Below are 24354 nucleotides of genomic sequence, written 5' to 3'. Positions count from 1 at the left end.
CCAATTAATAATTAGGCATTACAAATTATTCATTACCCGCTGCAGGTCTTCCGGAGAGTCGATGCCTATCGTTTCAAATTCGGTAAGGGCGGTGGTTATTTTAAAGCCGTTTTCCAGCCAGCGCAACTGCTCAAGCGATTCCGCCAGTTCCAGCGCCGATGGTGGTAACTGAGTGATCTGCTCCAGTATGTCGGCGCGGTAACCATAAATGCCGATGTGCTTATAGTAGGCATGCTGTTTGTGCCAAATATCCTGCGGCACGTTGCGGCAATAGGGGATAGGCTGGCGGCTAAAATACAGGGCATCACCTGAAGTGCTAAGCACTACCTTAGGGGCATTTACATTAAACAGCTCTTCTTCGGTAGTTATCTTTTTTACCAGCGTTGCCAGTTGCGTGTTCGGACGCTTAAAGCAGCTGGCCACCAGGTCTATCTGCTCTGGTTTTATAAAAGGTTCGTCGCCCTGTATGTTTATAATGTACTCGTACGGCTTGTTGTTGAGTTTGTAGGCTTCAAAGCAACGGTCGGTGCCGCTCTGGTGGTGCTCACCAGTCATTACTGCTTTGCCGCCAAAGTCCAGTACGTGGCTCAGAATACGCTCATCGTCAGTGGCAACTATAACTTCTGCTAGTCCGGCTGCCGAAGCCTGTTCATAAACTCGCCGAATCATGGTTTTGCCATTTATGTCGGTGAGTGGTTTGCCCGGAAAACGGGTTGATGCATAACGGGCCGGAATAATGCCGAGTACGTCCATAGTCTATAGTTTAAAATGCAGCCCAAATATACGGAACACCGGACGTTAATTTACAGTTAGCAGCGCGCCGACTTCTTCTTTTTGCCCAGGCGGCCCATTTTTTCGGCCTTCTCTATGTAAAGCAGCGCTTCCGGAGTTTTGCAGGCGGTGTCGCCCATATAAACACTTACTTTGCCTATTCTCTTAGCTACTTCCTTTGCTTTTCCGCTAAGTGCAGGCACATAAGTACCGGTCGCAATTACAAAACCATTCATGGAGTAGCGCACGCGGTTGGGGCTTACGTGTATAACTTCTGCTACGTGGTCGAGTTGCTGGCTCAGGTATTCCAGTTCTAAATCATGATCCGCTTTTACGGCAACAAGGCTCGCTAGCGTAGACCAGCCGGCTATGGCGATCATTTCGTTATCAGATTTAACCCACTCTTTGGCTAACTCCAGGCCGTGTGCACTTTCGGCGGCAACCCAGGCCACGGTATATTCGCTGTGCATGTACCAGACTGTATTTTCCACCCACTGCTGCAGGTCTGCTTTGGTCATGGCTTTTTCGTCGGCAATAAGGCCGGCCAGGTACATGGCGTCCGAGTTTCGGGTTTGGTATAGCTCTTTTGCTAAACTATAGTTCTTCTTAATCTTTTTCTGGATCGGTTTCAGGTCGCCAATCTTTACGCCGAAAAACGGTTCCTGCGCTCCATGTTTCAGGTAGATATTTTTAATGGTGGGGCTACCTAATGCAGCCAGTTGCTGCATTACTTCTTTAGTTGTCATCAGCGGTTAGCTAACTATAGTTTATAGTCGTTCTATTGAGATAATCCGGATGCCGGGCATAGACCTGTCTTGGGTAGAAAGCCCGCAACGGCGGTCTATCGTTTCTCCGGTTTCTGTGTAGGTAACGCGCACTGGTGTTGCGCCTTCTTCAGCCTTAAACGACTCATCTATAGCAGCCTCGTCTTCCGGTTTATATTCTTTCCCGTCTATGATCAGTTTAAATCCACAGCCATCTACCATGTATTCTCCAGACCAGTCCAGGGTGGCTTCTTTGGTTATAGTATTATTTTTTTCTTCTGTATCCATAGTTTGTTGAGTGCAGGATGCCAGTAAAGCCGAAGCTGAAAGTATAACAGCAAGTAACAGGTTTTTCATCAGTTTGAGAGTTTGTAAGTTAGAAAGTTTGGAAGTTAGAAAGTTGTAGAAATGCTATACGTTGTGCCTTAAACTATAGCTGATCAACAATCAACAATCAACAATCAAACCATTAAACCTTTTTTACCTTTAGGGAGAAAGTGCTGTGGTCTACAACTTCTACGGTTTCGCCTTTTTCGATGTAGCCTTCTCGGGCCTGCGCATCGTAGAGTGTATCATCAATCAGAACGCGGCCGCTTGGGCTCATGCGGGTGTGGGCAATGCCTGTTTTACCGATCAGGTGCGAGGCATCGGCTGAAGAGCGGTAGCCTTCGGAGCCCTGGAAAGAGTTATGCAGGATAACGCGCTGCATGGTACGACTGGCTGCAAAACGGCTCCAGGTTAGTGCCACCAGTATTACAGCGCCCACCATCCCGATCAGCACCGAGATCATACTTTGCATCAGGGTATCAGATGGCACGAACGTAAAGTCGAACGCCTGGTTGTTTACCATGATCAACACCAACGATACAAACACGAGGATAATGCCACTGATGCCCGTTACGCCAAACCCCGGTATGACCAGCACCTCCACACCGATAAGTATAAGCCCGACCACAAACAGCAGGATCTCCCAGTTCTCGGCAAGGCCATTCAGGTAATACGGCGTTAGATATAAGATACCGGCAACTATAGCTGCAGCCAGCGGAAAACCAACGCCCGGCGACTGTAGCTCAAAATACAAGCCGCCCATAATCAGCAGCAGCAGAATACCGCTCACAACCGGGTTCAGGAAAAAGGAAATGATCTTATTAGTAGTGCTTAGCTCATACTTTACAACATCTGCATGTTGCAAATTAAGTTGCGCCAGCACCTGCTCCACGTTAGCTGCTACGCCATCACTGAAGCCATATTTTATTGCTTCTGTGGTAGTTAAAGTCAGTACCTGGCCTGCCGCAAGAGTAGTATCTACACTGGACTCAACCATTGCTTCGGCAAGATTAGGGTTGCGGCCCTGGGCTTCTGCTGTAGAGCGCATAATGGAGCGCATATAGCTCTGGTATTTTCCCGGAGCAGGCTCTCCATTGGCCCCCACTACGGTTGCAGCCCCAATGTTGGCACCAGGCGCCATGTAAATGCTGTCGCAGGCAAGTGAAATAAGTGCCCCCGCCGATGCTGCATTTTTATTGATGAACACATACACTGGCTTTGGATATTCCAGAATGCGTTTGCGAATCTGATCGGCATCGTTCAGTGCTCCGCCAAAAGTGTCGAGCACCAGCAGCACATGGTCGGCTTTTATGGCTGTGGCCTGCTCCAGTGCCAGCTCGGTATAGCGGTTGGTGCGTGGGTCAATCTCTGACTTTATTTCCATCAGCAGCACTTTCTGATTTTGTGCCTGCACTGCCAACGGTAACAGGAAAAACAGGGGAAGCAGGAAAGCTAAAACTCGGTGCCTATAGTTTGCGTCAGATTTCATAATTTTGCAGGTAACAGGGTGCTATTTTGCCTGAATATAGTAAAAAAATAAACGTTATTCTTCCACTACTTTATACATACGATTTCGGGGCTCCGGTGTGGCGCCTTCGCCCCGATACCACGGCTGACAGGCTGGGGGTGGAAGTGCGTGATGCCGATCTGTTGCTGACCGATTTTTACACACTATGTGCTGAACAGCATGTATTGCATAAATTACCTTTGTCAGCTACAAAGAACTGGTGGCTTGGCCTGGAAGATGCGCACGATGGTTTGTTGTTTTTACATGGTTACGGCGATAGGCAAATAGGCGAGCACAAAGGCATTTTTGCTTATGATGCAGCCGGCGGTAAACTGGTTTGGGAGCAGCCGGAGCTGGCCTATTACGGCATCAATTCAGACGGTGTGCTGGCGCTTGATTTAAAGCAGAAAAATTTGCTGCAATTGCAGTCAGATACCGGAACTATAACCATGCAAAATGTGTCGCTGGAAAGCGGCGCAGCAGCTGTTGCAAACTATAGCAATACCCGTTTTCAGAACTGCATAACACCCATGTTGTACCTGGAGGGAGAAACATATTTTGCAGAAGTAGCTGACTTTCTGGAACAACAATTACAACTGCAGGCAGTGCGGGGCATAGAGTATGCTGAAACCGATACCTGCATCGTTATAAGTTTTTACATCAGCACACCCGACGGTAAATTGGATAATGTGCTGAGTGTGTTTGACCTGAGTGGGGAGCTGCAATTAAATACCCGTATTGCCCTCGGGATTAGTGGGATAGGTTCGGATACTTTTATTATCTTTAACAAAAAATTATACTTTATTCAGGATAGGAATATACTAACTGTTTATAGCCTTTTATAGTTTACCTTTTAGCCATGGTACGCATCTTTCTACTTGCCCTACTGTTATCGCCTGTACTTTCGTTTTCGGCTGCTGCTTTTGACCTTTCTGCACCACGCGACTCGGTAGGAGTGGAGCGCCGCAATGGCAGGTTCTTTATCAAGCACAAGGTTGAACCTAAAGAAACCTTGTATGCCCTGTCGCGCAAGTATGGTGTCCCGGTTGCCCAGATCGTTGAGTCGAACCCAAGCGTAGAGGCCAGCATTAAAATAGGCCAGGTAGTACTGATCCCGAGCAAAGCCCCGCTTTCAGCAGCTGTAAATGCTGCTACCTCCACACCTGCCAGCACAGCAGCAAAACCTGCTGCTCCTGCAGCCAGCAACCGCACGTTTACTGTAAACCAGAAAGGTGAAAAAATACACAAAGTAGAGCCTAAACAAACGCTATATAGTATTTCGCGCATGCACGGTATTACAGTTGATAACCTGAAAGCCTGGAATAAACTGGCTGATAACAACATTGAAATAGGAGCAGAGCTTATAGTTGGCAAAGGCGCCGTACCAACAGCCAGTAAGCCGGTTTATGTACCTGAAACAGATGATGAAGTCGCTGTAAAGCCAGTTGCGTCTACCGATAAGAGTACGAATCAGGCAACTACTTCGACCAGATTTGAAACTGCTACTACTGAGTCTGCTACAGTTGTGAGTGAGCGCGAAGAGGAGGCTGGAACTACCGAAACTGAAGCTGGCGTAAAGAAAGTGATCGAAAGCGGTATGGCCGAAATGATCGATCCGAAAGCTGATACAAATAAGTACCTGGCCCTGCACAAGAGCGCCCCTGTAGGCACTATTATGCAAGTGAAAAACGGCATGAATGGGCAAGTAGTATATGTGCGGGTAATAGGTAAACTACCTGATACTGGCGCCAATAATAACGTAATTGTCCGTTTATCTAAAAAGGCTTATCAGAAGCTCGGAGCTGTTGATCAGCGCTTCAGAGTAGAGGTGTCGTATATGCCTTAATTTTAAGATAATAACGCAAAAGAGCCTGAGCAGTAATGTTCAGGCTCTTTTGCGTTATATGTGTCTGTGTTTCTCTTCTTTTGTCATGTCGAGTGTAGTCGAGACATCTTATATGTCCTGTAGTTTCAACTCCTGTCATTTCGAGCAAAGCGAGAAATCTATCTCAGACTATCGTTTTATAGTTAACTATAGTTGCTACAAGCTGCTTCTTTCATTGTTACTTCTGATCCTGGGAGCTTTACTTACCTATCGTTTCAATCCCGCTTTGGTGCGCTCACGGCCGCGAGGCCCCGTCTTCGGGCATCGCGCGGTGTACATTTCTTTTGTTCGTTCCTCACAATGCCTACCGGCACCAGAAATCTACAAGGCGCTCAACCCAAAGACTGAAATCCTTCGATAGTTAATCAATAGTTTGTTTGAGTAGCTATAGTACTGTGGCTTTTCGTGGTAGTGTTCCAAGGGGACAGGTAAACCTGTCCTGTTCGTAGTTTGTAACTGTAGGTAGATTCCCCTCTTGGGAGGGGCAGGGGTGGGTTAATTGCCGACTATAGAACTATAGTTCAAACTATAGAAGAAAGAGCTCCCCTCCTTGGACTACCGAGAAGCGATTTCGAAGGTAGCGAGCGTAGCTCTGAGGGGCAGGGGTGTTTTGATCACGCTAACTATAGAACTATAACCAAACTATAGCAAAGCCCCAATCCCAAAATTCCATCAATTCTCCCTTAATCCCGGTTCAGACAAAAATCCTGTTAATAAGAAAAATCCCTTTAATCACTGGTCCAAACAAAAAACGCCTCCTGCGAATCTCACAGAAGGCGTTTCTTATATTTCTATAGTTTAATTACAGCACTGCAGCTACATCTGTGTATTCCAGGCCGAAAGCTTCAGCCACACCTTTGTACACAACTTTACCGTTCACCACATTCAAGCCCAGCTTCAGTTCATTGCTCTCAGTGCAGGCTTGTTTCCAGCCTTTGTTGGCCAGTTGCACGGCATAAGGCAAGGTAGCGTTGGTAAGCGCCTGTGTAGATGTGAAAGGAACCGCACCCGGCATGTTAGCCACGCAGTAATGCACCACATCATCAATAATGAAAGTCGGATCCTGGTGCGTAGTTGGCTTACATGTCTCGATGCAACCACCCTGGTCTACAGCAACGTCAACCAGTACAGTGCCCGGCTTCATTGTCTTCAGCATGTCGCGGGTAATCAGGTTTGGAGCTTTTGCACCAGGTATTAATACCGCACCAATAATCAGGTCGTGTGTTTGCACCAGCTCACGGATCACATAGCTGTTAGACATCTGCGTTGTTACATTGGCAGGAAGCACATCATCCAGGTAACGCAGGCGCGCCAGGTTAGTGTCCAGGATGGTAACATCGGCACCCATACCGGCAGCCATTTTAGCAGCGTTGGTACCAACTACACCACCACCCAATATCAATACTTTGGCAGGGCGAACGCCCGGTACACCACCTAACAATATACCACGGCCTTTTAGTGGCTTCTCAAGGTACTTGGCGCCTTCCTGAATGGACATACGGCCAGCAACCTCAGACATAGGTACCAGCAAAGGCAGGCTTCTGTCAGGGCGCTCTACAGTTTCGTAAGCAAGGCAAACTGCTTTGCGCTCGATCATGGCGTGCGTAAGGGGCTCGTAAGATGCAAAGTGGAAGTATGTGAACAGTAACTGATTCTCTTTGATCAGGTTGTATTCAGATTCAATCGGCTCTTTTACTTTGATGATCATTTCGGCGATACCATACACTTCATCTATAGTTCGAAGTATGGTAGCGCCTGCATTTACATAATCCTCATCAGCAAAACCGCTGCCTTCGCCGGCAGTTGCCTGTACGTATACGGTGTGGCCGTTGCGCACCAGTTCATTTACACCAGCAGGGGTTGCACCTACGCGGTTTTCGTTATTCTTAATTTCCTTTGGAACACCAATAATCATGTCGTTCTATTATTAAGTTGTAGTATAAGCTGCACAAATATACCATTAACTTCAAGTTATGAAAGTAATAAAAACTACATTTTTTATAGAAAATATCAAGCTCAGGGAGAGCTATAGAATTGTACTGAAACTATAGATGGCAAGGAAACGGAAGGGTATAAAATGAAAAAAGGCAGCGATAAAATCACTGCCGTTAGTACAAAATAAAACTATGAAAAAAACTATCTGAAAGGTGTCGGCTATTTGCCTTCCCTTAACATATCTTTAGAAGCCTGCTTCTCAATTACATCTGCTTTAAGCGTCAACCTAAGATTAGGCATTACAATATCGTTTGAAAGAACAGTTATCTGCTCATTTTGCTCTTTTAACATCAGCGGGATGTAGGTAAGTTCCAAAACTGCCTGTTCTCCTGCTTTAAGAGCTGGCTTCGAAACTTTATAGCTCACGCATTTGCATTTGCTTTGAACTCCCTGCACAACCAGGTCCTGCCGACCTGTGTTTTTGATGATGAACTGCGCTACAGCTTTTTGTCCTTTTTCAAGTTTTCCAAAATTGTAGCTAGTGTTACCAACAGCCAAACGCGGCGACATTAGTTTTTGTTCCTGCGTATAACTGTTTTTCTCCTCTTTTGGTCCAACTTCCCCCTTAATATACAGGATATGGTTGGTTGTTTTACCATTAGAAGTTACTGCAATAGACCTGTGAAACGCGCCCGGACGGCCTGTACTGTTATAAACTGCTTTTATAACACCTGTTTTACCAGGTAATATTGGTGTTTTCGTCCAGTCGGGGGTGGTGCATCCACAAGATGGCTGCACGTTGGCAATAATTACCGGCTGGTCGCCTACGTTTTTTACCCTGAACTCGTAAGCTGCCTGTGTTCCTTCAGGCATCGTGCCAAAATCATGGGTTTCCTTTTCAAAGCTGAGCTCGCCCTGGGCATTTGCTCCAAAACTAATCAGCAAAAGGAAAACCGATGCAATAAAGTAAAAGTTTTTTCTCATTTCAACAAACGGAGAAGCAATTAATCGTAAAAGTAAGGCCATATATCAGGGCTAAGCAAAGTTAATCATCTTTTACTTAACGAATCCCACTATCATGCCAAATTTAGTGAAGGCTGGCCTTAATTTGAAGTTTAGGCTAATCTTCTGTAATTTTGAATTAAATTATACCAAAAGTATAACCCCGATTTATCATGCAGACTGCTGAAGTATCTATAACTCAAAAACTAACAGCTGAAGAAATACTTCAGGACTACCGGTTGGGCTGGGAAAGCCGCCAGGCTAGCCTTGCAGGCCGCAAGGAAGTGTTCATGGGCAAAGCCAAATTCGGAATTTTCGGAGATGGAAAAGAAGTAGCCCAACTGGCCATGGCAAAGTTCTTCCAGAACGGTGATTTTCGCTCTGGTTACTACCGCGACCAGACTTTTATGTTTGCGATTGGCGAACTTACACTGCAACAGTATTTTGCCCAGCTTTATGCCCACACCGATGTAGAGGCCGAGCCATCTACTGCCGGCCGTGCCATGAACGGACACTTTGGAACGCGCCTGCTGGATGATGAAGGCAACTGGAAAAACATCATGGAGCAGAAAAACTCCAGCTCCGATATTTCGCCTACAGCCTCTCAGATGCCGCGTTTAGTTGGTCTGGCTTATGCATCTAAACTATACCGCCAGAACCCGGAACTGCAAAACCTGACACAGTTTTCGGTAAACGGTAACGAAGTTGCCTTCGGAACTATAGGTAACGCCTCTACCTCTGAAGGAATGTTCTTTGAAGCTATTAACGCTGGTGGGGTACTGCAGGTACCGATGCTGGTGTCGGTTTGGGACGATGGTTACGGTATTTCGGTACCAGCTGAGTACCAGACTACCAAAGGAAGCATTTCTGAAATTCTGGCCGGTTTCCAGCGCACAGCAGAAGGGGAGCAAGGCTACGAAATATTTAAAGTAAAAGGCTGGGATTACGCAGCCCTTTGCGAGACTTACGAAGCCGCAGTGCGTGTTTGCCGCGAGCAGCATGTGCCGGTACTGATACACGTTGAAGAAGTAACCCAGCCACAGGGCCACTCGACATCAGGCTCTCATGAGCGCTACAAGTCAAAAGAGCGCCTGGAGTGGGAAGCTGAATTCGACTGCTTAAAGAAAATGCGCGAGTGGATTCTGGCCAACGGCATTGCCACAACTGAGCACTTAGACCAGATAGAGAACGAAGCGAAGGAAGCCGTACGTGTTGCGCGTACCAACGCCTGGAATGCTTTCGATTCAGGAATTAAAGACGACCATGCTACAGCACTCCAGTTACTGGATAACCTGGCGGCTGACAGCGATCATATTACTGAAATAGCAACTATTACCGAGGAACTGCGCAAGGTTACTGTACCGATCCGCAGCGATGCAGTTAGAGCAGTGCGTAAAGCCCTGCGCTATGTGCGTGATGAGCGCAGCCAGGCAAAACGCGAGCTGGTAGGTTGGCTGGAGCAAACTATAGGCGAAAACGCTGATCGCTTTAACTCATACTTATATAGCCAGTCTGAAGAGTCTGCTCTGCTTGTAGAAGAAGTAAAGGCTGAGTTTGATGAGAACTCTCCGGTTGTAGATGGCCGTGAAGTACTGCAGGCTGCCTTTGATGCCATTCTTGCCCGCGACCCGCGTGTATTTGCCATCGGTGAAGACGTTGGAAAGATTGGGGACGTGAACCAGGCCTTTGCCGGTTTACAGGAAAAATATGGCGAATTGCGCGTTACAGATACTGGCATCCGGGAGTGTACTATAGTTGGTCAGGGAATTGGTGCGGCATTACGCGGCCTTCGCCCGATCACTGAAATTCAGTACCTGGATTACCTGCTGTATGCTATCCAGATCCTGAGCGACGATGTGGCTTGCCTGCAGTACCGTACTAAAGGTGGGCAGAAAGCGCCGCTTATTGTTCGTACCCGTGGCCACCGCCTGGAAGGTATCTGGCACTCTGGGTCTCCTATCGGTATGATCCTGAACAGCATCCGTGGTATGCACGTGCTTGTACCGCGCGACATGACACAGGCCGCAGGTTTCTACAATACCATGTTGAAGTCTGATGAGCCAGCGCTTATAATAGAGTGCCTGAACGGTTACAGACTGAAAGAGCGCATCCCGAATAACATTGCAGAATTTACTGTGCCGCTTGGCAAACCGGAGATTCTGAAGGCAGGCGACGATGTAACTATAGTTACCTATGGCTCTATGTGTCGCATTGTAATGGAAGCAGCCCGACAGCTGGAGGAGTTTGGCATTTCAGCTGAAGTGATCGACGTACAAACGCTGTTACCTTTCGATATCGACCATGTAATTACAGACTCTATCCGCAAAACGGGTCGTGTGTTATTTACTGACGAAGATGTGCCGGGTGGTGCAACTGCCTTTATGATGCAGCAGGTAGTGGATGAGCAGGGAGCCTGGAGATGGCTGGATTCGAAGCCGCAGTGCCTGGCAGCACAGGCGCATCGTCCTCCTTATGGCTCCGATGGTGATTATTTCTCGAAGCCGAATACTGAGGATGTATTTGAAGCCGTTTATGACATCCTGCACGAAGCGGATCCGGCTAAATACCCGACGATCTACTAAGTTTAAAATACAGTACAATAAAAAGGCCCTGCAGCTATAGTTGCAGGGCCTTTTTTGTGTTATAGTTTCAGTTCTCTATAGTTACTCAACAAGCAAAGTTACCGGCTCCGAAACCACTACGTTGCTTTTGTTGGGTACAGGCAATTGGCGGTCGTAAATAAAGGCCTCGAACCGGAGTACAGTTCCCGGGTCAACTTCAAGTGCTGTAATTACATATTTAAACCTGATCTCACCTTCCAGCGGTTCTACACGCTCATCTGTCGAAATTCTGGGGAAACGCTGCTGCAATTCAAAACCGCCTCTGAATGGCTCGAATGTCAGGCTGCCGTCGGGCTGACGAACCTGTTCATAAAACTTGAGATGGAAGTTATTATAGAAGGGAGAGCCAAAGTTGAAGGGGGCCTGGCTGTCCGGGTCTGTAGCACCAGCTCTAGAGTCGTATGGTCTGAGACCCAGGTTGCCATCGCCATCTTTGTAACCAATTACAAACGTCAGGGTATCTGTTTTTATACCGTTCGGCTCATGCGTAAACTTCTCTATGCGTTTAAACTCAATTTCAGGCTCTATAGGGTAGTTCGGTTCCTTGCGGCAGGACGTAAAGGCCAGCAGCATCAGGAGGCAGGCAAGGCTGTACTTTAGCATATTGTTCATAAGGGGAAATCGAAAAAATGAAGCTAAATTTACTAAATCAAACGATTAGATATAGGATTTGTTATAAGTTTATTTGATGGATTTTAAGGCGCAGTACAGGCAACAGTTACTTGAGCAAACTATAGATTTTACCCGGATGGCGCTGTCGCTCTTCAGGTACCAGGCCGTGCATAACCCGGTTTATAGTTCATTTCTGCAGCACCTGAACATCCACCCCGACCAGGTGACAGATATAAAACAAATCCCTTTCTTACCTATAGAGTTCTTTAAACAGCAAAAGGTTGCAACTGGCAGCTTCGAGCCGGAAGTAACATTCCTGAGCAGCGGAACTACACAGCAAAACCGCAGCAAACATTATGTGGCCGACCTGCAATGGTATAACCAGGTTACCAAACATATTTTCGAGCGCTTTTACGGCCCGCTGCAGGAATATATCGTACTTGCCCTGTTACCGTCTTACCTGGAGCAGGGTGGTTCAAGCCTGGTGGCAATGGTAGATTATTTTACACAACAAACCGGTCAGCACGAAGAAGGTTTTTACCTGCATAACCGCGACCAGCTTTTGCAAACTATAACTATGGCTAAAACGCGCGGCAAAAAAATATTGCTGATAGGCGTAAGCTATGCGCTGCTGGATTGGGCTGAAGAGCTGCAGGGCAATCATGATTTTAGTGGCGTAACCATTATGGAAACAGGTGGCATGAAAGGGCGCCACCGCGAAATGATACGTGAAGAGCTGCATAGTTACCTTATAAAAGGTTTTGGTGTAGAAACCATTCACTCAGAATATGGTATGACAGAACTGCTCTCGCAGGGGTATTCCAAAGGCAATGGCATCTTTTACCCTGGCCAAACCATGCAGATCCTGCTCCGCGACCTGAACGATCCGTTTGACAAGGGCAACCACCACCGCTCCGGAGGCATAAATGTTATTGACCTTGCTAATGTGGATTCCTGTGCTTTTATAGAAACCAAAGACATTGGCAAAATGCACGCGGATGGCGGTTTCGAGGTACTGGGCCGTTTTGATAATTCGGATATCAGGGGTTGTAACTTGTTAATTGCTTAAAGCATCTTCCATGGGGTATCTGGCTTTTATAGTTTTTGTAAGTGTTGCGCTGTTCATTTTCCTGCGCTGGGCAACGCGTAAATCCAGGCAACGGAAAAAGGTACTTGCTACGGATTTTCCGGTGGAGTGGCGTAAAATATTAAGCGATAGGGTAGGCTTTTACCACACGTTGAAATCGGACGAAGAGAAACAGCGCTTTGAGAAGATGTTGCAGCTCTTCCTGGCTGAGAAGAAGATAACCGGCATCGACGTACAAATCGACGACCTGACCAAAGTGTTAGTAGCATCCAGCGCTATTATTCCCATTTTCGGGTTCAGAGACTGGGAGTATAGTAATCTTGGCGAAATTCTGGTTTTCCCCGAAAGCATTCACAAATATAAGGACGAGAAGAGCGGTGCTGTTGCCGAAGTGCTGGGGCGCGTAAATCCGTTTCAGAACGACCATTATGTTACCTTATCAAAGCCGGCTTTAGAACGTGGTTTTAACGATATGGCTGATAAGAAAAATGTAGGAATACATGAGTTTGCCCATATGGTAGACCAGGCTGATGGCGAAATTGATGGCGTGCCGGGAGCGTACATGCCTGATGAATTGGTGAAGCCGTGGAAAGAGTTGATGTACAGCAAAATAAAAAGCATCAGGCGCGGAGAGTCTGACATTGATGCTTATGGGGCCACCAACGAAGCCGAGTTTTTTGCTGTAGTTACAGAGTACTTTTTTGAGAAACCGGACAAGCTCGCTGAGAATCACCCTAAGTTGTATGCACTGCTTACTAAGGTATTTCATCAGAACCCAAAGCGGAGGTTTAACCTGAATTTCAGGGAGCTTTTAAACCCCTATGGCAAGCGATTAGGACGAAACGAGGCGTGCCCATGCGGCAGCGGCGAAAAGTATAAGAACTGTTGCCTGCTTAAAAAGTCAGCAGCATAAAAAACCCGCAGATCAGAAGCTGTACAACTTCAAATCTGCGGGTTTATAGTTTATAAACTATAGCTTACGCTACAACCGGGCGGGCATAAGATCTGGCATCTTCTAAAGTAATTTCGCTTCCGCTCATAATTACTAGGCGCTCTACTACGTTGCGCAATTCACGCACATTGCCTCGCCAATCCAGTTCCTGCAAATACTCCATGGCATCAGCAGCTATAGCTTTAGGCTTGTTGCCATAGTCGTTGGCGATGTCGTTCAAGAACTTGCTTACCAGGTCCGGAATATCCTCGCGGCGCTCGTTCAGGGGCGGCACATGAATCAGGATTACACCCAGGCGGTGGTATAAGTCCTCACGGAAGTTTCTGGCTTCAATCTCTTCCAGCAGGTTTTTGTTAGTAGCCGCAATTACGCGCACATCTACCTGTATGTCTTTATCGCCGCCCACGCGGGTAATTCTATGCTCCTGTAAGGCCCGAAGCACTTTGGCCTGCGCCGATAAGCTCATATCACCCACCTCATCCAGGAATAAGGTACCGCCATTTGCCTGTTCAAACTTGCCAATGCGCTGCTTCACTGCCGATGTAAACGAGCCTTTCTCGTGGCCAAACAATTCACTCTCGATCAGTTCACTTGGTATGGCGGCGCAGTTTACTTCCACCAAAGGTCCGTGGGCGCGGTTGCTGTGCTCGTGTATAGAACGTGCTACCAGTTCCTTGCCCGATCCGTTAGGTCCGGTAATCAGCACGCGCGCATCAGTAGGGGCAACTTTTTCTATTGCTTGCTTTACCCGGCCAAGTGCTTCCGAAGCTCCAACCATTTCATAGGTCTTTGAGATCTTCTTCTTCAGGATCTTGGTTTCGGTTACCAGGGTGGCTTTATCCAAGGCGTTGCGTACGGTTACCAGCAGGCGGTTTAGGTCCGGTGGTTTCTGCAGAAAATCGTAGGCGCCTTTTTTGGTGGCTTCCACGGCAGTATCAATTGTTCCGTGTGCCGATATCATGATAAAAGGCACATCCGGCGCAATTTCCATCGCTTTCTCCAACACCTCAATGCCATCCATGCCGGGCATTTTAATGTCGCAAAGCACTACATCGTATTTAGATTTGCCAAAAAGCTGCAGCCCCTTCTCACCGTCTTCGGCTTCGTCAACGGTATAACTCTCAAATTCCAGAATTTCCTTCAGGGTGCTACGGATGGCCCGCTCATCATCTATGATCAGAATTTTGGGCATAGGTAGATTCAGTTTAGGTTATCAGGCTAAATTAAATAATAAAACAGCCACCGGCAAGGGTGGCTGCTGCACTTGTACGTTTATAAAACTGATTTAGCTATACTTATAGTATGTGCTTATTTATTAAATGTGATCACGCTGTATAGTTCCGGCTCCAGGAAATATCCGCCCGGGTGGCGTGCTGTATAATCGAAGTTGATCCATAGTTCGTCGTTAGTCTGGTGAAAGTGGATCTTGCCGTTGTTCACTTCATCCGGAAACAAGGTTCTTACCACATGGCTCACGTTGTCGATATCATCTGATTTGCCAACTTTCACTTCGGTGTACATATGGCTCTCCGAGATCACGACACGCGCTTCACCGCCAATCGCCATGATAGATGACGCCATCAGGATCGCATAATCGTCGCAATCGCCGGCTAATAGCTCCATGCTTTCCACTGGCGGTGAATAGTAATCCATGTTTACCGGGTCGTTCACGTATTTCCAGTTGCTTCGGATATGCTTGAACAGGGAAAAATAGCGAACCAGCTTGCCATACTTGCGGTAATACTCATCGTGGAAGTAGCGCGTTGAGTTTTCTACGGCGAAGTTCCGCACTTTAGGGTGCGTAGGCTGCATAGCGTTTTTCACGCGCTCCTGCTGAAAATAGGTACCTTTTACCGGCTTAAAGTACGATACCTTATGCGGGTTGCTGGTCATATTCACTAGGGCAGCGTTATACTCCGAGTAAATGTCGCTGAACGTATGGTTCGGGAATTTACTGTTGTAAAAGAAGACACCCATAATGGTGAAAAAAGAAAGTACGGTAAGTTTAGGGCTGATGCGGGTAACTATAACCGACAGAGCCGCCGATACCATAAACCAGAGCAGGAAGTGCAGCTCATAGTCCATAGATTTGTAAGGCGGAATGTAAAAGCTGAGTAGCACCGCCATCGGAAAAACGATGATGATCTGGATGAACCGTACGGCAAACCCTTTTGCCAATTTAGGTTGTAAGAACTGCGCCATATATCTCCCCTCTCGCTAAAAGTTGATGCAGTATTCAAAACCTGTTGACTACGCACCTGTTCATTTGTATTCTCCTAACGCAATTTCCGGGCCTTATTACTCCCGGCAAGTGTAATTTTTTTTCTGAAAGCATTGAGCAACTGCTCATTTCTGAAGTTAAGCAATTTTTTGTAGTTAGAAAAGAGAATTTTAGTGAAGGGTAAAAATTTATACTTTTGGGAGAATATTTTTATACCTGATACTAAACTATAACTATGAAGAATCTGATCTTACTATTCATGACGCTAACGTTTTATGCGTTACCTGGCCATTCTCAACATCTGAAGCGCCGGCCTTTTCTGGGCGTGCAGGTTGCGCCATTAACAGACTCGCTGGCTACGGCTAAAAAAGTACCGGACGGCAAAGGCGCTATAGTTGTGTCCGTAATCCCAAACAGCACGGCAGCCGCGCTTAAACTACAGCCACAGGATGTGATCATAAGCATAAATGGCAAAACTATAGCCAGTACACAGGATGTTGTAGCCACTGCCCGGGCCTTTAGTGTAGGTGAGAACGTAACTATAAACTTGTATCGGAACGGTGAAAAAACGCAGTTAAAGGGAAAAGTTAAGCCGATGCCTTATGAAACTGACCCAAAGGCAGAAGTAATTTACGATGAAGTAGCCTTGGCCAATAACGGCTATTCCCGCGCCATCATGAAGAAACCAAAAGGCAAAGGCATTTTTCCAGCTGTGTTCTTCATACAAGGATTTACCTGCTACTCCCTGGATAACATGCCGGAGCACGACACGCAGCGCCGCCTGATAGATGGGCTGGTTCAGAAAGGGTATGCGGTATTCAGGATGGAGAAGCCGGGCATGGGCGATAGTATGGGCACCAAACCCTGCCAGGACATTGGCTACAACGAAGAACTTGCTGCCTTCGCTGCCGGCCTTAAAAAGCTGAAGTCTTACGATTTTGTAGATCAGAATAACGTGTTCCTGTTCGGCCACTCGCTGGGAGCAACTACAGCACCGCTTATTGCTATGGATAACAAAGTAAAAGGCATTATGACTTATGGCGCTACAGGTAAACCATGGCTGGAATACATGATAGAGCTGGGCCGCGAGCAGCACCCAATTATAGGTGTTGATTACGTGCAGATTGATGAAGACCAGAAAATAGCGATACCATTGTTGTATGAGTTTATGGTGCAGAAGAAAACCCCAGCTCTACTTGCCCAGAACGAAAAGTACAAAGACTACATGCAAACCTACTTTGGATGGCAGGGCGATGAACGCATTTTCGGCAGGCACTATACTTACCTGCAGGAGCTATACGATGTACCTGTGAATAAATCCTGGAAAGAGGCAGATGCCTATGTGCTTTCGATGTTTGGAGAAGCCGATGTGCAGGCCATTGATGCTGACGGTGCCAAAATAATTGCAGACGTTGTAAACAGCTACCATCCAGGCAAAGCCGAATACAAGTTCATTCCCGCAACCGACCACACATTTGTAAAATCCGGTAGCCAGAAAGCTTACTCCCGCATGCAAAACGACGGCACTTACGACACGTTTATGGCTGATAATTTTAATTATGAACTGGTTGATATACTGGATGCCTGGATGAAAGACAAGCGTGGAAGATAATTATGTATTTATAACAGAAAGGGCAGCTATAGTTGTAGCTGCCCTTCTGTGATAGTTGGTCTTTATATTCCTTGCAGTTTCGAGTGCAGGTAGAAACCAGGAGAACTATAGTATTTTGCATCTGGCTCTTACTATAGCTGCAACTATAGATGTTGCCAATCATTCACACATTCAAAATTCTGTTATTCAAAATTAAACCTACTGATACTGGATATACATGGGCTTTGGCGTAAGTGCCAGTACTTCTTCCGGTGTCATTAAGCGGTGACCATTTCGGGTATCATTTTTATAGAAGATCTTGAAGCCTGTAAACTGCACCGGTTCATTTTTGATGTAGCGGCGATAGGTATCTTTCTTCAATGCAGGGCCGCCCCAGCCGTCCATGTGCATTACTACCTGGTAGCGTGGGTCCAGTTTAATGTTATGGGAATTCGTGATCATGCGTTGGGTAAAGCGGTGCACAATCAGCAACTTTGGCGGAATGCTATGTTCCGTAACCAGGTCTGCCAGTAAACCGGTGGCATAGTTAATATCCTCGGCATCAAAGGAGCCGATTCTTTTGCCGGGCACACCACCCTCTTTCATGGCAAATTCGGCATCTATCCCTAAATGTACATTGGGCAACTGCAGGTATTTAACCAGGCGGGGCAATTCTTCCTGCAGGGTGCTCTGGCCTACCTGCACATCCAGAAACACGATTGCGTCGCGCTGCCTTGCCATTTCCAGTACATCTTCAATCATCTTATCCGTCATACGCAGTCTGTACTTACTGCCACGCCCGGGATGGCCTTGCGCTGTAACCACAATGGCATGCAGTGCAGGTTGAACCGGAATTGTAGGGTCGGCAGCCTGCCAGTTAGCTACTTCTTCATCAAGCTTTTGTAGCATTTGCTCGGGCGGCAATTCACCTAAAATTCCCATGCGTTTAGAGAGCGGGTTGCCGTAAAAAGCCAATATCCGTTTCTCAGGAAGAATGGCACCCGGTAGGGGCCTAGGGCCAGGATAGATCCAGGAGGTATCTGGCTGCAGGGCTATAGTTGTCGTATCCAGTTTGTCTTGAGCTACTGTGTCCTGAGTAACTATAGGTTGGGGTAAGGCCGGCTCTGTAACCTGTACAGCCTGTTGGGCTTCTCGTTCCTGCATGCAGCTGGTAACAAGTAGAGTAGAGCTAAGAATAAGGGGTAAGCGGGATTTGGCGGGCGCTACAGCCGCAAGTAAGCGGGAAAACATAAATAAAAAATAAGGGTGTGATCGTAGCTAAAATTAAGGAATTTATATGTTCATCCCATACTTTTCGTCACTAATTTAGTGAATCTTCCGGGCCAGATTTAGAATGCGTGTAATGTCGCTTCAGCCACTTGCTTAAACCGGCAAGCCCCGGAAAAAGTACACGTTCTGTAATATTGGCCTGGTCCAGTTTGTCGCGTATTTCCCATTTCAGCTCTGCTGGTATGATTACCCTGAAATACAGTTCCGGATGCTGCTGCAGCCAGGAGCTAAGCTCCGATTTTACATCAGACATCATCGAAAATAAAGCATACTGCTGAATAATGCGGGCGTCGAGTGATGGCGGCTCCAGGAAAAGCACAAACTCCTCTTTCTGAAAACTGCCAAGTTTTTTCAGTGTCGGGCTAACGGGCGCAAGAATTTCAGGGGTAAATACGCTGGCTCCTTCATCGTTTACAGCATCCAGCAGGGCAGGAGGCAGGAACTGCTTCGATTTTACATAGTCCATGCACCAAACTGCGCCATCTTCTTCGTATTTATCGAGTAGGTCCGTTACAAAGTGCAGGGCAACGTATGGCGAATAAGTCCAGTCTAGCAGGCGGGTTGGCAGGCCGTGGTGTTGTGCCAGTGCCAGCCAGTTCCAAATAGTATCGCCCTGGGGAGCAGTGCTATGGGCATATTTACGGAAGTTGCGGAGAATATGCGGCTCCAGTTTTTCGTATTGCGGGCCGAGGCGTGTGATGCTGGTGCTCAGGTCGTAAGATTTGTTCCAGCTGCCCCGGTATACATAAGACGAACGAAAACGGCCAAGCTGGGGGTCCCAGCTGTGGTCGAAGAGGGCAGCCTGCAGCTCGAGCCATGAGGTTACAGTAATGTCAGTACCAGCGTGCGTCATAAAGTTGGTGTTTGAAGTTTCTTACTGAAATAATGTACCCGGGTTTCAGGTTAGATGCTATGGGTAAGATAACGGAATTTTCTATTTTTACAGTGAACAATCCAGATAGCGATGATCAGAATTTACCATAACAACCGCTGCAGCAAAAGCCGCCAGACGCTGGAACTGCTCCAGAGCCATAACCAGGAAGTAGAAGTGGTGGAGTACCTGAAGCAGACTCCTACCGCTGATGAGCTGCGCGAGGTGCTGAACAAGTTAGGAATGAAACCCGAACAACTTGTGCGCAAGGGCGAAGCCGTGTATAAGGAGCTGTATGCCGGTAAGAACTTGAGTGATGCGGACTGGATTCAGGCAATGGTTGAAAATCCTGTACTGATAGAAAGGCCAATTGTAGTAAAAGGTGATAAAGCCGTTATCGGGCGTCCACCGGAGAATGTGTTGGAACTGCTATAGTTAAGCGTAACCTATAGTTTCTCTTTTGTTATCCTGAGCGTTAGTCGAGACATCTTATATGTCCCGTAGCAAACTATAGTTGCCATTTGCTACAAGCAGTTCGTTTCATTTCAACCTTTTATCCTGGGAGCTCTACTCACCTATCGTTTCAATCGGGCTTTGGTGCGCTCACGGCCGCGGGGCCCCGTCTTCGGGCATCGCGCTGTTGCCTTCTTGCTACCCTCGTGCCTCGGGTTGGCTGCGCCACCGCAACAAGTCAAAGGCGCTCAACCCAAAGACTGAAATCAATCGATAGCTAAGCTATAGTTTAATTGATCAACTATAGCTCGAGCCTTTCCGTGGTTATAGTTTCTTGTGTCAGGCTGCGCCTGCCTGTTCGTGGCCTGTAACTATAAAACTAAAGAAGCAACTATAGCCGAAATTCCCCTCTTGGGAGGGGCAGGTTAATTGCAAACTATAGAACTATAGCTCCAACTATAGAAAAGACAGTTCCCCTTTGAAGGGGGAAGGGGGATGACAAACACCAGCTATAAAACTCTAGCTCCAACTATAGCAAAAGCATAAAAGCTCCCTCTCCTATTTTGGGGGTAGGGGTCCTAGATAAAAGGAGAGGGCCGGGGTGAGGTAAATTGGACCAAATCTTAACTATAAAACTCTAACCATAACATACCACCTAATCCTAATAATCTCCAAAAGTCTCTCTAATCACTGGTCCGGAAGCATACTATAAATTACAACCCAATTCAACCTGACCTTGTATCTTCACACAGTGAACTAACTACGCAACCATGAAACAAGATTTAGCTGCCATTAAAGCCCTGCTCGACGACCGTGTGGAGAAGTATAATCAACCTGACTTTATTCCTAACGATCCGGTTTCTATTCCGCACCTTTTTACTAAAAAGCAGGATATTGAGATAAGCGGCTTTTTTGCTTCTATTCTGGCTTGGGGGCAGCGCAAAACCATCATTAACAACTGCCTGAAACTAATGAGCCTGATGGATAATGCCCCACATGATTTTGTGCTGCACCATCAGGAACAGGACCTGCAGCGTTTGCTCGGCTTTAAACACCGCACTTTCAACGACACTGACCTACTTTACCTGATTCATTTTTTTAACTGGTATTACAGCCAGCATGAGAGCCTCGAGACGGCTTTTACAGGTGTACACAACGAAATAACAGCGCAGAAGGACCGGTTAATGTACTTTCATGATCTGGTATTTAGCTTGGAAGAGGCACCACATCGCACTAAAAAACACATCTCAACACCTGCCCGGAAATCGGCTTGTAAACGCATAAATATGTACCTGCGGTGGATGGTGCGGAAGGATGAAAATGGAGTTGATTTCGGAATATGGCAAAAAATGAAACCTGCCGATCTGGTTTGCCCCTGCGATGTGCACGTAGAGCGCGTAGCACGCCGGCTGGGCCTGATCACACGCAAAGGAATGGACTGGCAGACAGCCGAGGAATTAACCGGGCACCTGCGCGTTTTCGATCCTGCCGACCCGGTAAAATACGATTATGCACTTTTCGGACTTGGCATAGAAGAGAAGTTTTAAACCATAGTTGCTGCAATGGTGGCCGATTGAAACTATAGCATAGAACCATCAAAACGGTAATTTTGCAGGCTATACATCGCAGTATAATAAAAGCGTAGCCTTACAGTTTTTATACAATTTGTTGGTAATACTCATATATAGTATACCTTTGTTAAAACCGCTCTTTCATTTTCAATTAAACATTTATCAATGACTGCTATTCAGAAACACAATGTAAATGTATTTGGGAAGGGAGTAAAACCTATCCTTTTTGCTCACGGCTATGGTTGCGATCAGAAAATGTGGCGTTTCATTACGCCCGCTTTCGAAAACGAGTATAAGATCGTCCTGTTCGACCATATTGGCTTCGGCAAATCTGATACTTCAACATATTCTATCAGCAAGTATCACAGCCTGAGTGCATATGCCGACGATGTGCTGGCAATTTGCGAAGAACTTGACCTGCATGATGTAATATTTATAGGACATTCTGTGAGCGCTATGATCGGTGTGCTGGCAGCGAATAAACAACCAGAACGCTTCTCAAAACTGGTTCTGATTGGCCCTTCTCCGTGTTATGTTAATGATGGCAACTATACCGGTGGCTTTACCGAAGAGAATATTAAAGGACTGATCGACTCGCTGGAAAGTGATTACCTGAACTGGTCGAACACAATGGCACCGGTTATTATGGGCAACCCTGAAAAGCCGGAACTGGGGCAGGAACTGGCAAAGAGCTTCTGCAGCAGCAACATCGACATCGCCAAGGATTTTGCACGTATCACATTCCTTTCAGATAACAGGGCAGACCTGCAGAAAGTAACAACCGACACACTAATCCTTCAGTGCTCGGAAGACGTAATTGCGCCTGAGGTAGTGGGTCAGTACGTACATCAGCAGATTCCGGGAAGCCGGCTTGTTAAAATGGAAGCAGTCGGACATTGCCCGAACCTGAGCGCCCCTGATGAGACCATAACCGCGATCAAAGAATTTTTAAAAGTATAAACAAGGCCTGTAAAGGCTGCATACTTACAGAAGGAAAGGCCTTACATAAATGAGTAGAACGGAGTTAAGAAAAGCAAACGGTGATATCTTTTTCGAAGCTAGGCGCCTTGCTGATAACTCCTATATTTATGTAAACTGGATTGGAAGGCAGTCTTTGGAGAGCATCATCATGGGCGGTAATCACCTGTTGCACATGCTCCGTAAAGAAGCCTGCTATGCTATTCTGAACAACAATCACGAGATTGTCGGGCCCTGGGATACAGGAGCCGATTGGATAGCGCACCGATGGGCACCCCAGGCAAAGGCCTTAGGTGTTAAGTATTTTGCCCATATCATGTCGTATGGCATTTATGGGCAAAATTCGTTTAGCACGCTCCAGCCCCAACTCGAGCAATTATTTGAAGTTGAAGTTTTTGAGGATGAAGGCCTTGCCCGGAACTGGATCTACGAAAAGCTAAGGGGGCAGGCACAATTATAGGGATGCTATAGTTCACCCGAACTATAACTATAGGGATTTACTTCCAGATCGTCAGGGCAACGAATTAGCAGCTCGCTTATAGTTTGCTGCAGCATAGGGTGCACCAGGTTGGGCGCTATTTCCTGTAACGGTTGCAATGTAAAACGGCGCAGGTGCAATTGCGGGTGCGGTATAGTCAGGCGCTGGGTTTGCTGCACCAAGTCATCATAAAACAGGATGTCGATATCTATCACACGGGATCCCCAGTGCTCAAGGCGCTCGCGACCCAGCTCATGCTCTATCAGGTTTATAGTTTGCAGGACCTGTTCAGGGCCAAGCTGTGTTTCAACTTCCAGCACCTGATTCAGGAAACTGGGCTGGTCGGTTTTGCCCCAGGCTGCGGTCTCGTAAATACCGGAAGCCTGAACGATAGGTCCGACCTGCGTAGCTATAGTTTCGCGGGCCTGCTGTAAATATAAGGTACGGTTGCCGAGATTGCCGCCCAGCAACAGGTATAGTTTAGGCATGCTTCCTGAAAAATTCTATGCTCAAATCGGCGGCTCTACGTGCTGCTTCGGGTAATTCATTTGCTTCGTATGGGTGCTTTCCGCCAAAGGAATGGTCGGCGCCGGGCAGCAGGTGCATTTCGGCATCGGGCTTCCAGCTTTTCAGGTCGTGGGCCATCAGTACAGGCAACGTTTCGTCTTCTTCGCCGTGCAGAATAAGCAGAGGCTGCTTCATGTCTTTGATCACTTTCGGAATTTCCAGGCGCTGTTTATTAGCCAGGTAGTTTTCCATGATCTGGTAATACATCGGCATTTTCTGGCCGGTACGAGCATTGGTAATCCACTGCACGCCTTCATTCTTCCATTTGTCAACTTCAAGTTCGTCCCAGCGCTGATCAAATTTATTCACGGCAGCCCAGGTTGCTACAGCCTTTACGCGGGTATCTTCTGCTGCTTTTAAGATAACAGAGCCGCCCCCTCTGCTATGCCCAATCAGGTAAAGCTGCTTCGCGTTCATTTCTTTATAGGGCAGAGGTTCTTCCACATTATGTACCAGGTCGATCAGCGCTTTCAGGTCATCCAACTCTAAACAGAAATTGTTGTTACCGAACGCTTCCAGGTCGTGCACGTCGGAGTAGTCTTCTATAGTTGTGCCGTTGTAGGCAAAGTTAAATTTGATGAACATAAAACCTTGCTCAGCAAAATACTTAGCCAGCAGGTTAAAATGGCCCCAGTCTTTAAATCCTTTAAAGCCGTGTGTAAATATTACGACAGGTTTTGGCTCGCCGGATGGAACATAAACGGCATCAGCGGTAAAAGGGCGCCCGTGTTCCGGGTAAACTATAAAATCTACTTTAAGCGTATCAGACATAAGGGAAAATTCAGGTTGTATTAATGGATGGTTAAACGTAATTAATTCAGGATTGTTGATTGCCTGTTTGTGTAATGACTCACTGACTCTGTACTAATCT

The 24354-nt window shown here is 46.9% G+C and carries 23 protein-coding genes; 10 read left to right on the top strand and 13 right to left on the bottom strand.

Annotated features, from left to right (window positions below):
* Positions 1–18: 18 nt before the first annotated feature.
* From kdsB to GXP69_RS11840, 4 genes are all read right to left on the bottom strand, one after another.
* Complete coding sequence (gene kdsB / locus GXP69_RS11855; protein WP_163915292.1) at positions 19–753, bottom strand: 3-deoxy-manno-octulosonate cytidylyltransferase; 735 nt, start codon at positions 751–753, stop codon at positions 19–21.
* A gap of 56 nt (positions 754–809) precedes the next feature.
* Complete coding sequence (locus GXP69_RS11850) at positions 810–1517, bottom strand: DNA alkylation repair protein (protein ID WP_163915291.1); 708 nt, start codon at positions 1515–1517, stop codon at positions 810–812.
* A 21-nt stretch (positions 1518–1538) separates the two neighbouring features.
* Positions 1539–1823: a hypothetical protein gene (locus GXP69_RS11845; protein WP_163915290.1), complete on the bottom strand. Its 285-nt coding sequence runs from the start codon at positions 1821–1823 to the stop codon at positions 1539–1541.
* A gap of 181 nt (positions 1824–2004) precedes the next feature.
* Positions 2005–3351, bottom strand: a complete 1347-nt coding sequence (locus GXP69_RS11840) for an NfeD family protein (protein WP_163915289.1) — start codon at positions 3349–3351, stop codon at positions 2005–2007.
* A 26-nt stretch (positions 3352–3377) separates the two neighbouring features.
* Between GXP69_RS11840 and GXP69_RS11835 the strand changes: the two genes are divergently transcribed.
* Positions 3378–4214 (top strand): DUF4905 domain-containing protein, encoded by an 837-nt coding sequence (locus GXP69_RS11835; protein ID WP_163915288.1) that lies wholly within the window; start codon positions 3378–3380, stop codon positions 4212–4214.
* 14 nt (positions 4215–4228) lie between these two features.
* The gene (locus GXP69_RS11830; RefSeq protein WP_163915287.1) at positions 4229–5215 is read left to right on the top strand and encodes a DPBB and LysM peptidoglycan-binding domain-containing protein; all 987 of its coding nucleotides are present in this window, start codon (positions 4229–4231) and stop codon (positions 5213–5215) included.
* 841 nt (positions 5216–6056) lie between these two features.
* On the opposite strand, the gene ald is transcribed toward GXP69_RS11830, so the two are convergent.
* Both ald and GXP69_RS11820 read right to left on the bottom strand, forming a co-directional pair.
* Complete coding sequence (gene ald, locus GXP69_RS11825) at positions 6057–7169, bottom strand: alanine dehydrogenase (RefSeq protein WP_163915286.1); 1113 nt, start codon at positions 7167–7169, stop codon at positions 6057–6059.
* A 239-nt stretch (positions 7170–7408) separates the two neighbouring features.
* The gene (locus GXP69_RS11820) at positions 7409–8215 is read right to left on the bottom strand and encodes a DUF1573 domain-containing protein (RefSeq protein WP_235925689.1); all 807 of its coding nucleotides are present in this window, start codon (positions 8213–8215) and stop codon (positions 7409–7411) included.
* A 149-nt stretch (positions 8216–8364) separates the two neighbouring features.
* On the opposite strand from GXP69_RS11820, the gene GXP69_RS11815 reads away from it, so the two are divergent.
* Complete coding sequence (locus GXP69_RS11815; RefSeq protein WP_163915285.1) at positions 8365–10773, top strand: alpha-ketoacid dehydrogenase subunit alpha/beta; 2409 nt, start codon at positions 8365–8367, stop codon at positions 10771–10773.
* Between the two features lie 81 nt (positions 10774–10854).
* Here GXP69_RS11815 and GXP69_RS11810 read toward each other — a convergent pair whose 3' ends face one another.
* Positions 10855–11424 carry a hypothetical protein gene (locus tag GXP69_RS11810; protein ID WP_235925688.1) on the bottom strand — a complete coding sequence of 190 codons (570 nt, stop codon included), beginning with the start codon at positions 11422–11424 and terminating at the stop codon, positions 10855–10857.
* A gap of 76 nt (positions 11425–11500) precedes the next feature.
* Between GXP69_RS11810 and GXP69_RS11805 the strand changes: the two genes are divergently transcribed.
* Positions 11501–12493, top strand: a complete 993-nt coding sequence (locus tag GXP69_RS11805) for an acyl-CoA synthetase family protein (protein WP_163915284.1) — start codon at positions 11501–11503, stop codon at positions 12491–12493.
* Positions 12486–13424, top strand: coding sequence for a zinc-dependent peptidase (locus GXP69_RS11800; RefSeq protein WP_235925687.1), 939 nt, complete (start codon positions 12486–12488; stop codon positions 13422–13424). Before GXP69_RS11805 ends, GXP69_RS11800 begins: the two co-directional genes overlap by 8 nt.
* Positions 13425–13488: 64 nt before the next feature.
* Here GXP69_RS11800 and GXP69_RS11795 read toward each other — a convergent pair whose 3' ends face one another.
* Together GXP69_RS11795 and GXP69_RS11790 are read right to left on the bottom strand one after the other, a co-directional pair.
* Positions 13489–14655 (bottom strand): sigma-54-dependent transcriptional regulator, encoded by a 1167-nt coding sequence (locus GXP69_RS11795; protein ID WP_163915282.1) that lies wholly within the window; start codon positions 14653–14655, stop codon positions 13489–13491.
* Positions 14656–14771: 116 nt separating this feature from the next.
* Positions 14772–15665, bottom strand: coding sequence for a transglutaminase domain-containing protein (locus tag GXP69_RS11790; protein WP_163915281.1), 894 nt, complete (start codon positions 15663–15665; stop codon positions 14772–14774).
* A 254-nt stretch (positions 15666–15919) separates the two neighbouring features.
* On the opposite strand from GXP69_RS11790, the gene GXP69_RS11785 reads away from it, so the two are divergent.
* Positions 15920–17296, top strand: coding sequence for an alpha/beta hydrolase family protein (locus tag GXP69_RS11785; RefSeq protein WP_163915280.1), 1377 nt, complete (start codon positions 15920–15922; stop codon positions 17294–17296).
* A 198-nt stretch (positions 17297–17494) separates the two neighbouring features.
* Here the strand turns inward: GXP69_RS11785 and GXP69_RS11780 are convergent, their stop codons facing one another.
* Together GXP69_RS11780 and GXP69_RS11775 are read right to left on the bottom strand one after the other, a co-directional pair.
* Entirely contained in the window at positions 17495–18439 is a 945-nt protein-coding gene (locus GXP69_RS11780) for a hypothetical protein (protein ID WP_163915279.1), read from the bottom strand.
* A 157-nt stretch (positions 18440–18596) separates the two neighbouring features.
* Positions 18597–19418: an FRG domain-containing protein gene (locus GXP69_RS11775; protein ID WP_163915278.1), complete on the bottom strand. Its 822-nt coding sequence runs from the start codon at positions 19416–19418 to the stop codon at positions 18597–18599.
* A gap of 111 nt (positions 19419–19529) precedes the next feature.
* On the opposite strand from GXP69_RS11775, the gene arsC reads away from it, so the two are divergent.
* From arsC to GXP69_RS11755, 4 genes are all read left to right on the top strand, one after another.
* Positions 19530–19871, top strand: coding sequence for an arsenate reductase (glutaredoxin) (gene arsC, locus GXP69_RS11770; protein WP_163915277.1), 342 nt, complete (start codon positions 19530–19532; stop codon positions 19869–19871).
* Positions 19872–20659: 788 nt separating this feature from the next.
* Complete coding sequence (locus tag GXP69_RS11765) at positions 20660–21436, top strand: TIGR02757 family protein (RefSeq protein WP_163915276.1); 777 nt, start codon at positions 20660–20662, stop codon at positions 21434–21436.
* Positions 21437–21625: 189 nt separating this feature from the next.
* The gene (locus GXP69_RS11760; RefSeq protein ID WP_163915275.1) at positions 21626–22420 is read left to right on the top strand and encodes an alpha/beta fold hydrolase; all 795 of its coding nucleotides are present in this window, start codon (positions 21626–21628) and stop codon (positions 22418–22420) included.
* A 49-nt stretch (positions 22421–22469) separates the two neighbouring features.
* Positions 22470–22898: a hypothetical protein gene (locus GXP69_RS11755; RefSeq protein ID WP_163915274.1), complete on the top strand. Its 429-nt coding sequence runs from the start codon at positions 22470–22472 to the stop codon at positions 22896–22898.
* 5 nt (positions 22899–22903) lie between these two features.
* On the opposite strand, the gene folK is transcribed toward GXP69_RS11755, so the two are convergent.
* Both folK and GXP69_RS11745 read right to left on the bottom strand, forming a co-directional pair.
* On the bottom strand, positions 22904–23404 hold the full coding sequence (folK, locus tag GXP69_RS11750) for a 2-amino-4-hydroxy-6-hydroxymethyldihydropteridine diphosphokinase (RefSeq protein ID WP_163915273.1): 501 nt from the start codon (positions 23402–23404) through the stop codon (positions 22904–22906).
* Complete coding sequence (locus GXP69_RS11745) at positions 23397–24254, bottom strand: alpha/beta hydrolase family protein (RefSeq protein ID WP_163915272.1); 858 nt, start codon at positions 24252–24254, stop codon at positions 23397–23399. Before GXP69_RS11745 ends, folK begins: the two co-directional genes overlap by 8 nt.
* Between the last annotated feature and the right edge of the window lie 100 nt (positions 24255–24354).

Source organism: Pontibacter burrus (assembly GCF_010686685.1).
In the GTDB taxonomy this organism is placed as follows: Bacteria; Bacteroidota; Bacteroidia; order Cytophagales; family Hymenobacteraceae; genus Pontibacter; species Pontibacter burrus.
This window is presented reverse-complemented; position numbering and strand designations above follow the sequence as displayed.